The sequence below is a fragment of the Flavobacterium sp. genome, assembly GCF_046293665.1.
GTDB lineage: Bacteria > Bacteroidota > Bacteroidia > Flavobacteriales > Flavobacteriaceae > Flavobacterium.
This window is the reverse complement of record NZ_JBKBOL010000008.1, coordinates 147397-160039: the sequence shown is the minus strand read 5'-3', so window position 1 is coordinate 160039 and position 12643 is coordinate 147397. Positions and strand designations below refer to the sequence as shown.

The 12643-nt window shown below is 35.7% G+C and carries 13 protein-coding genes; 7 read left to right on the top strand and 6 right to left on the bottom strand.

What is annotated here, in order from left to right:
* Positions 1-1508, top strand: a 1508-nt coding sequence (locus ACK4R1_RS12110) for a T9SS type A sorting domain-containing protein (protein ID WP_409687298.1), incomplete at its 5' end; no start/stop codon positions are given.
* Positions 1509-1585: 77 nt separating this feature from the next.
* Here ACK4R1_RS12110 and ACK4R1_RS12105 read toward each other — a convergent pair.
* The gene (locus ACK4R1_RS12105; RefSeq protein WP_409687295.1) at positions 1586-2524 is read right to left on the bottom strand and encodes a TerC family protein; all 939 of its coding nucleotides are present in this window, start codon (positions 2522-2524) and stop codon (positions 1586-1588) included.
* Positions 2525-2732: 208 nt separating this feature from the next.
* On the opposite strand from ACK4R1_RS12105, the gene ACK4R1_RS12100 reads away from it, so the two are divergent.
* Entirely contained in the window at positions 2733-4922 is a 2190-nt protein-coding gene (locus ACK4R1_RS12100; RefSeq protein ID WP_409687292.1) for a glutamine synthetase III, read from the top strand.
* Between the two features lie 75 nt (positions 4923-4997).
* Here ACK4R1_RS12100 and ACK4R1_RS12095 read toward each other — a convergent pair whose 3' ends face one another.
* Positions 4998-6101: a hypothetical protein gene (locus ACK4R1_RS12095; RefSeq protein ID WP_409687289.1), complete on the bottom strand. Its 1104-nt coding sequence runs from the start codon at positions 6099-6101 to the stop codon at positions 4998-5000.
* A 36-nt stretch (positions 6102-6137) separates the two neighbouring features.
* Entirely contained in the window at positions 6138-6590 is a 453-nt protein-coding gene (locus tag ACK4R1_RS12090) for a T9SS type A sorting domain-containing protein (protein WP_409687287.1), read from the bottom strand.
* Positions 6591-6701: 111 nt separating this feature from the next.
* On the opposite strand from ACK4R1_RS12090, the gene ACK4R1_RS12085 reads away from it, so the two are divergent.
* From ACK4R1_RS12085 to ACK4R1_RS12065, 5 genes are all read left to right on the top strand, one after another.
* Positions 6702-7595 carry an OmpA family protein gene (locus ACK4R1_RS12085; RefSeq protein WP_409687284.1) on the top strand — a complete coding sequence of 298 codons (894 nt, stop codon included), beginning with the start codon at positions 6702-6704 and terminating at the stop codon, positions 7593-7595.
* 1 nt (position 7596) lies between these two features.
* Positions 7597-8436, top strand: coding sequence for an OmpA family protein (locus tag ACK4R1_RS12080; protein ID WP_409687281.1), 840 nt, complete (start codon positions 7597-7599; stop codon positions 8434-8436).
* The gene (locus tag ACK4R1_RS12075; RefSeq protein ID WP_409687277.1) at positions 8436-9206 is read left to right on the top strand and encodes an OmpA family protein; all 771 of its coding nucleotides are present in this window, start codon (positions 8436-8438) and stop codon (positions 9204-9206) included. The genes ACK4R1_RS12080 and ACK4R1_RS12075 overlap by 1 nt, the downstream gene beginning before the upstream one ends.
* 78 nt (positions 9207-9284) lie before the next feature.
* Positions 9285-10463, top strand: a complete 1179-nt coding sequence (locus ACK4R1_RS12070) for an AIR synthase related protein (RefSeq protein WP_409687274.1) — start codon at positions 9285-9287, stop codon at positions 10461-10463.
* Between the two features lie 12 nt (positions 10464-10475).
* Positions 10476-10904, top strand: a complete 429-nt coding sequence (locus ACK4R1_RS12065; RefSeq protein ID WP_409687271.1) for a hypothetical protein — start codon at positions 10476-10478, stop codon at positions 10902-10904.
* Here ACK4R1_RS12065 and ACK4R1_RS12060 read toward each other — a convergent pair.
* The 3 genes from ACK4R1_RS12060 to ACK4R1_RS12050 form a co-directional block, all read right to left on the bottom strand.
* Entirely contained in the window at positions 10901-11176 is a 276-nt protein-coding gene (locus ACK4R1_RS12060) for an ATP-dependent Clp protease adaptor ClpS (RefSeq protein ID WP_409687268.1), read from the bottom strand. The two genes, ACK4R1_RS12065 and ACK4R1_RS12060, sit on opposite strands and share 4 nt — an antisense overlap.
* Before the next feature lie 37 nt (positions 11177-11213).
* Positions 11214-12047, bottom strand: coding sequence for a 50S ribosomal protein L11 methyltransferase (gene prmA / locus ACK4R1_RS12055; protein ID WP_409687265.1), 834 nt, complete (start codon positions 12045-12047; stop codon positions 11214-11216).
* Positions 12048-12110: 63 nt separating this feature from the next.
* Entirely contained in the window at positions 12111-12581 is a 471-nt protein-coding gene (locus tag ACK4R1_RS12050; RefSeq protein WP_409687263.1) for a hypothetical protein, read from the bottom strand.
* Positions 12582-12643: the final 62 nt, after the last annotated feature.

The following is a 12643-nucleotide window of genomic DNA, read 5'->3' as shown; positions in this document are numbered from 1 at the left end:
GTGAGGGCGGAACTACAACAGTAGTTTACAATGTAACAGATAAGTGTCATACAAGTTCAGTAACCAGAACCTTTACTATCACAGCTCCTGCAGCGGTAACTACCAACGCACCGGCTAATGCTTCGGCATCAGCATGTGCTTACGCAGACCAAGCAGCGGTGAATGCAGCTTTTGCAGCATTCTTAAATGGATTTAGTGTAAGTGGCGGATGTGATCCAAGCGGAAGCTTTACAGGTCAACCAGTTGCACCGGTATTGTGTGAGGGCGGAACTACAACAGTAGTTTACAATGTAACAGATAAGTGTCATACAAGTTCAGTAACCAGAACCTTTACTATTACAGCTCCTGCAGCGGTAGTTGTAATTTCACCAGACTCAACGGTTGTTAATTCTTGTGATTATACTGATCAGTCTTCATTGGATGATGCATTTGCTATATGGTTGAGTCAGTTTAGTGTAAGTGGAGGATGTGCTCCGGTAGGAAATTACGGATCGCCAGTTGCACCACCATTGTGTAGTGGAGGAACTACTACAGTAACTTATGCAGTAACTGATAAATGTGATTCTCCGGAAGTTACAGAAACATTTACGGTATTACCATCAACAAAACTTCAAATTATATGTCCTGCTAATAAAACAGTTGAATGTGGTAGAGATGTTGCTGCTGAATTTGATGCATGGAGAGATTCATTTGGATTCACTGGTGGATGTGCAAATGCAGTTTCAACTGATTTGTCACAATTACAAGCGCCAGAGCCAGGTCACTCAATAACTGTCACATTTACGGTGACTGATAATTGTCAAACTGTTTCATGTACGGCTACATTCACTGTAGAGTCCTGTGAAGGTTGTACTATAGGATATTGGAAAACCCATACAGATAGATGGTGTCCTTCTTATACAACTTGCGATCTATTTGGCGATGTGTTTACAAATGCACCAGCTAACTTAGCTAATATGACGTTGTTGCAAGTCCTCAATATAGGTGGAGGTGGTATCTATAACCTAGCTCGTCAAGGAGTTGCCGCCTTATTAAATGCTTGTAGTGATGAAGTTAATTATGCTGGATATCAAGATGTTGAACAGTCAATTATTGATGCGGTTAATCAAGCTTATGCAACTGGAGGAAATGCTCCAGGAATATTGGGTTCTCAATTAGATACGTTTAATAATGCGGGATGTCCTTTAGGAGGAACAAGAGCTACTTCTGCGTCAAATTGTAATTCAAGTGCAGCTACGCCAAGTTTAATATCAGCACTTCAAAGAATGAGTATTAAAGTTTACCCTAATCCAACGACTAATAATTTCAATGTTGGATTGACAACTGTAAGTGATGGTAAAATTTCACTTGTTGTTTATGATATGTTAGGAAGATTAGTTGATACACTTGAGTTAGATCCTAAAAACTCTCTAGAAGTTCAAATTGGAGATAAGTATCCTTCTGGAATCTACAATGTAATTGTTACTCAAGGAGCAGATGTTAAAACTGTAAGAGTAATCAAAAGATAATTTAAAATGATTTAATAAATAAAAAGCCTCTTCATTATGAAGAGGCTTTTTTTGTATGAGAAGATTTCAATGATTATTTAAGATTCTTTTTTTCTTAATGATACAATAATTCCGGTAAGTAGTGAAAATGCGATGAATCCTAATGAAACCCATTCCGGAAATTTGTAATAATGGACAATCAACATTTTGATTCCGACAAAAGTTAGAATAGCAATCAAACTATACTCGAGGTAACTAAATCTTTCTAACATATTAGCCAAAAAGAAATACATAGAACGCAGTCCAAGAATGGCAAAAATGTTAGAACTAAAGACTAAAAAAGGATCAGAGGTAATCGCTAAAATTGCGGGAACGCTATCCAAAGCAAACAACATATCCATTACTTCAATTACAATTAAGGCAACGAAAAGAGGTGTAGCGGCTGTAATATGTCTTCTTTTTACAAAAAAATGTTCCCCTTCAGCGTGGCTGGTGATTGGAATTATTTTACGCAAGTTTCTGTAGACAAAAGATTTTTTCGGATTAAATTCATCTTCCTCTCCTTTAAAAAGCATTTTGAAAGCAGTGAAAATTAAGAAGGCACCAAATAAATAGGTCATCCAACTGAACTTGTTAATCAAAATGACTCCAAAGAAAATCATCAATCCTCTAAAGACTATAGCGCCAAGTATACCCCAAAACAAAACCCTATGTTGGTATTTTTGAGGAATTTTGAATGAAGCAAAAATTACGGCAATGACAAAAATATTATCGACACTCAGCGATAACTCTATGAGATAACCTGTGATGAACTTCATTGTTGCTACAGCTGGTTCTATTCCGGTTGGATTGGCTACAAGCTCGTTTTTATATATCCATCCCACAACAAAACTAAAAATAAACGAAAGCGAAACCCAAATCCCGGTCCAAATCCCAGCCTCTTTTGGCTTTATTACATGCGGATTTTTGTTGAAAACGCCCAAATCAAGAGCAAGAAAGAGAAAAATTAAAGCTAAAAAAATAATCCAAACTGTCATGATGTTCTTATTTAGTTGATGCAAATATAATGGTTTGAGTAATCAGAGTACAATTATTAATGATTGAGAAATAAAAGTTTTAAACAATCAGTTTTTAATAATTTAATAAATTGACCCCTAAAAAAATAGGGTTATTTTATTTTAAAATAAAAATATAGCTATATTTGCATCAAATTAATAGGGTATAACATTAAAAAAAAATAACTTTATGTCAACTTTACGTTTTCAAGCATTAAAAGATGCATCAGGTAGAAAACCTGTAAAATTTGAAGAAGCTGATAAAAAATCAGCCATTTTCGGTGCCAATGTGTTTAATGATAAAGCAATGAAGCAATATTTGACTTCTGATGCTTACAAAGGTGTTAAAGACGCAGTGCAACATGGAACTAAAATTGACAGAAAGCTCGCGGATTACATAGCAATGGGAATGAAAGAATGGGCTTTGTCCAAGGGTGTAACTCATTACACGCACTGGTTTCAACCCTTAACAGGAACTACAGCTGAAAAGCATGATGCTTTTTTTGAAACTTCTTATGATGGTTCAGATCCGGTTGAAAAATTTGGTGGTGGGCAATTGGTACAACAAGAACCGGATGCCTCTTCTTTTCCAAATGGCGGTATCAGAAATACATTCGAAGCTCGTGGTTACACTGCTTGGGATCCAACTTCACCAGCATTTATCTTTGGAACAACTTTGTGTATTCCAACAGTTTTTATCTCTTATACCGGTGAAGCTTTAGATTATAAAACCCCTTTATTAAGAGCTTTAAATGCTGTAGATGAAGCTGCCACGGAAGTATGTAAGTATTTCGATAAAAACGTTAAAAAGGTTACCGCCACTTTAGGTTGGGAACAAGAATATTTTTTGGTTGATTCATCTCTGGCAAATTCTCGTCCTGACTTAATCATGACCGGAAGAACTTTATTAGGACATACGTCTGCTAAAGGGCAACAATTAGATGACCATTATTTCGGTTCAATTCCGTCGCGTGCGTTAAATTATATGAGAGAATTGGAAGAAGAATGTATGCTTTTGGGAATTCCTGTAAAAACGCGTCATAATGAAGTAGCGCCAAACCAATTTGAATTGGCTCCAATTTTCGAAGAAACTAACTTAGCAGTTGACCACAATTCATTGCTAATGGATGTGATGTCAAAAGTAGGCGAGCGTCATGATTTCAAAGTATTGTTTCATGAAAAACCGTTCAAAGGCGTAAATGGTTCAGGTAAACATAACAACTGGTCTTTGGCTACGGATACCGGTGTGAATTTGTTGTCTCCGGGTAAAACACCTATGAGTAACTTACAATTCTTGTCGTTTTTTATCAATACTATTAAAGCGGTAAATGAATACGAAGAATTACTTCGCGCAGCCATCGCAACCGCCAGCAATGATCACCGATTAGGAGCCAATGAGGCACCACCGGCAATCATCTCAGTATTCATTGGACAACAATTGACCAAAGTGTTAGAAGAGTTAGAAGGCGTAACCAAAGGAAAATTATCACCTGAAGAAAAAACCGACCTGAAACTTAATGTGGTAGGTAAAATTCCGGATGTATTATTAGACAATACAGACAGAAACAGAACTTCTCCTTTTGCATTTACCGGAAATAAATTTGAATTCCGTGCAGTTGGTTCTTCTGCCAATTGTGCCAATGCAATGACAACGTTGAACTCTATTGTGGCCAAACAATTGAAAGATTTCAAAAAAGAAGTGGATGCTTTAATCGAGAAAAAAGATTTAAAGAAAGACGAAGCTATTTTCAATGTTTTAAGAGAATACATCAAAGAAACCAAAAACATTCTTTTCGAAGGCGATGGTTATAGCGATGCTTGGGAAAAAGAAGCTAAAAAACGCGGATTGAGCAATCACAAAACTACGCCAGCCGCTTTGAAAGCCAAAGTGTCTAAAAAAGCATTAGACTTATTCAAAGATTTGAGCGTAATGAACCACGTAGAAGTAGAAGCGCGTTACGAAATTGAATTGGAAGAATACACCAAAAAAATTCAAATTGAAGGCAGAGTTTTAGGCGATATTGCTCGCAATCACGTAATTCCAACAGCCATTCGTTACCAAAATACTTTAATCGAAAATGTACGCGGCTTGAAAGAAATCTTCGGTAAAGACTTTGAAAAAATTGCCAAAGAGCAAATCTCTTTAATCAAAGAAATTTCAGCGCATATCGAAGGAATCAATTCTAATGTAGAAGCAATGACCGAAGCCCGTAAAAAAGCAAACGTGTTAACCGATGCTCAAAAAATGGCCGAGGCTTACTGCGACAAAGTAAAACCATACTTTGAAGTAATCAGAGAACATTGCGATAAATTAGAGTTGTTGGTAGACGACGAGATTTGGACCTTAACTAAATATAGAGAGTTGTTATTTACAAGATAATATATAAAACTCGTTTTAAATAAAAAATCCCGTCTTGTTTCAACTCGACGGGATTTTTATTAAATATTTTTAGAGTTATATCTGTGTAACAGTATAAGTTGCAGAACCATTGAAGTTTATTATTAAATCAACTCTGAAGTTCTTTGGTGTTGTTGTTACATTCGGAAAAGATATAGTAGTTCCTGAAAAATCAAGAGTGCCATCCGAAAGGAGGTCTCCAAATACCCCACAACTAGAAGACCCTGAAGGATAAGGGTAATTGATTAAAAACTCATTATTATTAGTAGTTATTCCGTTAGCGATAAATGAAAAAGTATTTGTTGAAGTGTTATATGTTGAATTTATTTGTACACAACCAAACTGATTAATTAATACTGGTGCGAATGGTCCCGAATAAAACTCCATTTGACTGCCTCCAAAATGCTGAATTTCTAAGATATAATACCCGTTAGAAGGAACAGTGTATGCACTGCCTCCTATAGTTAAATTTTGCGAAGCATTTAATCCATATACAGTAGCATTTGAATTATTGTCAGCTAAAAATTTTATCTGACTACCAGAAGTTAAGTACTTATATCCATAAAAAGAGTCGCCGTTACTCGCAAATAATAATGAAGTAGCAGGATTAAAACTATTAAAAGTTCCATATAAATACAATTGATTCGGTACAGCTCCAGTTGAGCCTGAAGTTGGTAACGACAGTTCTCCAGCATCATTCACAGTCAATTGATAAGGCGTTCCATTTGGCGAAACCAAAGTGATTCCTTCTCCTGGTGATGTAACCAAGCTGTCAGCAGCCATTGCATAAGGAACAGATAACAATTGTGTTGTTCCAACTGCAACATAATTTGTTCCACCGGTAACATCCATTTCTACTTTTAAAAATTTGGAATTGGTTCCCCAATTAATCGTATTAAATACACCCGAAACCACCGTTCCTTGACCAATAGTAAGGTTGAATAAACCTTGTGCAGTAGTGGTTTTTAATTGCGTTTCAGAATATAAAACTGTTCCGGTTGCGGTTTGGTCTAAAATGGAAAGTTTAACCCTAACATTCGAACTCACTACAGGATTTCCGGAACCGTTTAAAGCAATGGCTTGATAAGAAATACCTTGTGGCACTTGCGCAAAGGTCAAAAAGGAAATAAAAAGTGCTGATAATAGTAATATTTTTTTCATAATTGATTTTGTAATTGAAATTTGACGTTGTATTTTTTATCGTTTGATGATTTTAAAGGATTTAATGTTTTTATTATCGAATTGAATCAAATAAACTCCGGCTTGTAACTCTGTTAAATCTAAAGCATTGTTGGTCGTAATTTGTTTTTTTGAAATTAATTGTCCCGATAAATTGTAAATCGATACTCTCTCATTCAAAAGATTTGTATCGGTTTTAAAAGAAACTGTCGCGGTAGTCGGATTTGGAAAAACGATGATCTTTCCGCCGAGTTCCAATTGCGGTACTTCAAGCGCTTGTTGGGTTTGTGCCAATAGACCAATGATGCCCGTACTGGATTGGTTTTGATTCTGTAGTACGACTACAATTTCACCAACAGAAATAGAAGAACCGGGAGTGATAAGACTTCCCGAATTCACTGATTGAACAACTGATTGGGCTTTTCCGGTAAAACCCAACATAAGTAGTAAAAGGAATAATAATTGTTTCATAATTAAAGTGTTTGACTACAAATGTAAATAATATTTTTATCTATCAGTGGATATTTTACCGGTAGCCATACTATTTTTACGTAACTTTCGTTATAAAATAAACCTAATCCAATGTTGCGTAAAATCATTACGGTTATTATCTTGCTGATTACTGCAAATACTTTTGCACAAGAACAGTTCAATCTTTATTTCGACAGTAATAAATTTGAATTGACTAAAAAAGAACAGAATAAATTCAACCAATGGATTTTAGCCAATAACAACAATAAAATTGTAGCGATTCACGGTTTTACCGATGAAGATGGAACTTCAGGTTTTAACGATACTTTAGCCCAGAAAAGAGTCAATTTCATTTTTAATATTGTAAAAGACCAAATCAAAATCAGAGAAGATTTTAAAACCATAAGTTTTGGCGAAAGTTTCAAACAGTCTGAAAACAAAGCCGAAAATAGAAAGGTAACGATTTATTACATCCTCGAAAAAGACATTCCACGTGAGAATGAAATTCTAGGCATTAAGCAAGATGAAGTTTTAGATGAAGAGCAAACTAAACCCGAAATAGACTATCCTGAAAAATTAATCTTCGAAAACCCCAACGGAACCAAATCAGAATTCAAACTCGATCGAGAGTTTATGAAGAAAGTCGGCAATGCCAAAACAGGAGAGAAATTGACCATTGAAAACCTAAATTTTATCATCAACACCTATGCGGTTGTCAATGAATCTCGTGGAAAGTTATATGAACTCTTACTGGTTTTGCAAAGTAATCCCGAATTGAAAATTGAAATTCAAGGTCATTTGTGTTGTATGCCGGTCGATCGTACCGATTTATCAACCCAAAGAGCCAAAGCGATTTACAATTTCTTAATCAAAAATGATGTTTATCGCGCCCGATTGTCTTATAAAGGTTTTGGAAGTACACAACCTATTTATCCCATACCGGAAAAAAATGAAACAGAAAGGGCTGCCAATCGTCGGGTTGAAATTTTAATTGTAGAGAATTAAGATGAAGAAATTATATGTCATTTTATTGTTCTTCCCTTTTTTTGGATTTTCTCAACAACAGTTTGAAGTGTTTTTTGATTTCAATAAAGAGTTCCCAAACCAAGTCTCATTGACAAAATTAAACCAATGGATTAAAGAAAATAAATTGGCCGAAGTCACTGCAATGCTAGGTTTTTGCGATAGTGTAGATGATAGCCAATACAATAAAGATTTGGCCATGCGCCGAATTAATTCAGTCTTAGCTTTGTTGAAAAATGACTCGATAAACATTAGTGATAAAATAGAGTTAAAGCCTTTTGGTAAAGATTTTAAGTATTCCAAAAAGCAAGAAGAGAATCGGAAAGTAGTCTTTTTTTATTCGTTGAAACATGAGAAGAATGCAGAAAAATTGATTGGTGCAAAAGAGGAAGCGCCAATTTCTCCATTTGACACTCAAGCATTAGTTGAAAAGGAAGTGTCGGAATTGCAAACCAAATTCAAGAATGCTAAAAAAGGAGATTTGATTAAAATCAATAACATCAATTTCTTTTTTAATTCAGAAAAAATTGAGGAGCTATCCATGCCGATATTGGAAGAATTGCTTCAGATTTTATACGATAATCCAAAACTGAGAATCGCCATACACGGTCATATTTGCTGCAATCCGAACGGTATGGATACCAAATTGTCCTACAGAAGAGCGTTGGTTATTTTTAAATACTTGAGAGACAATGAAATCGAAATGAACCGATTATCCTATAAAGGTTTCGGCAGCAATGATCCAATTTATAAAGTGCCCGAACGAAATGAAGCGGAACGAAAAGCCAATCGTAGGGTTGAAATTTTAATCGTAGATAAATAATGAAATGTAAAATATTCATATGGCTATTTTTGGTTTCCCTGAATTGTTTAGGGCAAAAGCAATTTGAAGTTTTTTTCGATTTCAATAAAGACTTTCCTAATCAAAGTTCTATACTAACATTAAACGAGTGGATTGCCAATAACAAAGAAATAGAAATTACCAAATTGCAAGGTTTTTGCGACAGTATAGATACCAAGGATTACAATAAGCATTTAGCCGAAAGACGCATCGCCAACGTTCGTAATTTATTAGAAAAAAGCGGTTTGAAATTCAGCAAGAACTTAGAGAAAATAGCCTTTGGTAAAGAATTTAAACAGTCAAAGATTCAAGCAGAAAACAGAAGGGTAACTATTTTTTATACCGAAATCGCCCCAAAACTTGTTGAAAGCGAACTCACCAAACAAATCAAAAATTCCAAAGTAGGCGAAACCATTAAGTTGCCCAATATTTATTTCTTCAATAATTCGGCACGTGTTGTGCCCGGTTCCGAACCCACGCTTTATGATGTACTTTGTGCTTTAGAAGAAAATCCGAAGCTTAAAATTGAAATCCAAGGCCACATTTGTTGTCAGACCAAAGTTGATGTTGGTGATGTTTCTACGGCTCGTGCCAAGGCCATTTACAATTATTTATTGCGCAATAAAATCGACAGAAAGCGAATGTCTTATAAAGGTTTTGGGGTTTCCAGACCAATCCACAAAATTCCGGAACGCAATGAAAATGAAGCCAACGAAAACCGTCGTGTAGAGATTTTAATCCTGGAAAATTAAACACTATTTCTAAGTGTCTAATAATCTAACAATCGAAAAATCTGATTATCTTTGCGCCACAACAACACACACTACAAAATGAGCTCTGATAACAGTCAACGCTACAATCTCCGTGGAGTTTCAGCTTCTAAAGAAGACGTGCACAACGCCATCAAAAACATCGACAAAGGATTATTCCCAAAAGCTTTCTGCAAAATCGTTCCCGATTATTTAACCAATGACGACAATTATTGTCTGATCATGCATGCCGATGGCGCCGGAACCAAATCGTCTTTGGCGTACATGTATTGGAAAGAAACCGGCGATATTTCTGTGTGGAAAGGCATTGCACAAGATGCATTAATTATGAATATTGACGATTTATTGTGTGTTGGAGCAACAGACAATATTTTGTTGTCTTCTACTATCGGAAGAAACAAAAACTTAATTCCGGCTGAAGTGATTTCTGCCATTATCAACGGAACAGAAGAATTAATAACTGAGTTGAAAACTTTTGGTGTAACCATTCATTCTACCGGTGGCGAAACTGCCGATGTGGGTGATTTGGTTCGAACGATCATTGTAGATTCAACGGTTACCGCACGAATGAAACGCTCTGATGTAGTTGATAATGCCAATATTCAACCGGGCGATGTGATAGTTGGTTTGGCTTCTTTTGGTCAAGCCAAATATGAAAAAAGTTATAACGGCGGTATGGGAAGTAACGGACTAACATCGGCACGTCATGATGTTTTTGCCAAATATTTAGCCGAAAAATATCCGGAAAGTTTTGATGCCGCGGTTCCAAACGAATTGGTTTATTCGGGGAATACTAAATTAACCGATGCAGTGGAAGATTCTCCAATAGATGCCGGAAAGTTAGTTTTATCGCCAACCAGAACTTACGCTCCGATTATCAAATCGATTTTAGATAAATATTCTCCAAACGAAATTCACGGGATGGTGCATTGTTCCGGTGGTGCGCAAACTAAAGTATTGCATTTTGTTGATAATGTCCACGTTATCAAAGACAACTTGTTTCCTGTTCCACCATTATTCAAATTAATACAAGAAAACTCCAAAACCGATTGGAAAGAAATGTACCAAGTGTTCAACTGCGGCCATCGCATGGAATTGTACGTGCCTCAAGCCATTGCTCAAGATATTATCGCGATTTCCGAATCTTTTGGCGTAGCGGCACAAATTGTGGGTAGAGTAGAAGCTAGCGAAAGCAAAAAGCTAACTATTGAAAGTGAGTTTGGGAAATTTGAGTATTAAATTCATTTGCAAATGATAATCAATCCTAAAAACGGAGTAGACCAATTGTTATTCGGCATGAAGCAAAATCATGTAGAAGCTATTTACGGCAAGCCATCGAAGCAATTCAAGGACGATGATGGTAATGTGATTTATTTATACAATAATCAAAAGCTGCGCTTAACGTTTTATGAAGATGAAGCTTTTCGTTTAGGATATATTATCACTTCAAATAATGCAGCAACACTTTTAGGTAAAGCTGTTATAGGTAAAAGTGTTAGCGAAATCAAATCGGAACTGCCTTTTAAAACTTGGGAAGTCGAAGATTTTGACAGTACTGAAAATCACTTCAACGAAAGTAATTGGTTAATCCTTCAATCAGAATTTGATACCATTATTCGAGTGGAAATCGGCGCTATTATCAAAGATAACGACGAGTTTGATTGGAAGTTTAAGAGTTAAATAATTTCTGCACTCAATCCGGCTTCTAACAACTGAGTACATTGTGGTTTTAATTCGTCGTAATGACCAGTTTTTACAGTACATTTTCCTTTGTAGTGAACTAAAATGGCACATTGTTCTGCTTGTTCTGAACTGTGTTGGCAAACACGAATTAGCGTGTCAATCACATGGTCAAAAGTGTTGACATCATCATTATACAATACGATTTCGTTGTTGATTCCAACTTGCTCTTCGACTAAAACGTCTTCTTGTACTTTTTCTATAGTGCTCATTTTCATTGCGTTTTACAAAGTGTAAAATTTTCTATTGCTAATTTACATATTTTAGAGAAACCCAATTGTTTCGCTCAAATTTCTTTATATAGGTCAAACCTTTCTCTGTGCAAGATGCATCAATAAACGGAATGTCTTCGGTGTAAAATCCGCTTAATAACAGGATGCCGTCTTTATTCAAGCAATCTACATATTGTTGCATGTCGTTTAGCAAAATATTGCGATTGATGTTGGCAATGATTAAGTCGTATTTTTTTCCTTTTAATAATTCGGCGTCACCTTCATAAACTGTGATTTCGTGACAATTATTGCGTTCTGCATTTTCAATTGAGTTTAAATAACACCAATTGTCAATATCAATCGCGTCTATCGGTTTTGCACCTTTCATTTCGGCCAAAATAGCTAAGATTGCCGTTCCGCAACCCATGTCTAAGGTTTTCATTCCCGTAACATCGGTTTCTAATAAATGCTGAATCATCATGTGTGTTGTTTCGTGATGACCGGTTCCGAAGCTCATTTTAGGTTCGATGATAATGTCGAATTCCGCACTGGTTTTTGGGTGAAATGGTGCGCGAACATGACATTTTCCGTCTACGTCAATCGGTTCAAAATTCTTTTCCCATTCTTCATTCCAATTCACTTGGTCGATTTCTTCTATAGTATAAGAAATAGTAAATTCGGGAGAACTCAAAAGGTAAATATCATTTAGAATATCTTCTGTCCAAAGGTCTTTTTGGATGTAAGCACTAAAACCATTATCGGTTTCAATGAAGCTTTCAAATGGCTTTTCTCCTAATTCGGCAATGAGAATTTCCGAACCTAGTTCTTTGGGTTCAACCGAAAAGTGATATCCTAAATAAATATTTGACATGGATTTTTTTTTGCAAAGGTAACAATCGAAAGAGTTACTTTAAAGAGTTTTGCAAAAAGAAATTTAATCGGCTTTTACAATAGTGGTTTTCAAACTAGCATTAGGAAGCTCGTCAGGTGCAACAGTAAATATCATCAATTTTTTGTAGCGTTTGTTGTCACCATCATATAAATAAGTCATGGTGTTGTCTTTTGGATTGTAAGTCAGTTTGGCTCTCATGAATTTAGATTGTATTGACCACGAGCCTTCATTTTCTGAATCTTTGGTAAAGTTATAAATAGAGCCATGATGCAATCTCGTTTGCCCATTGTCAATCATACTAATGATGACATATCCATTGGATTTGGAACCAATTTCTCGGATATCAATTACAGAATGTTCATACTCTGTTTCAATCAATTCGTATTTTTCGAAATCGGCACTCCAAACATAATATTTTCTGGTTTCCGATTGAAAACGTTTCTGAGTGTCGGTTTGTGCTTGTAGGTTAGATAAGCATACAAAAAAGAAGAGTAAAATAAATTTTGCTTTCATTACAGACTTTATTTGATTTGTGACAGAGGCAAAAATACAACTACTAATCGATAAAAAGCAAA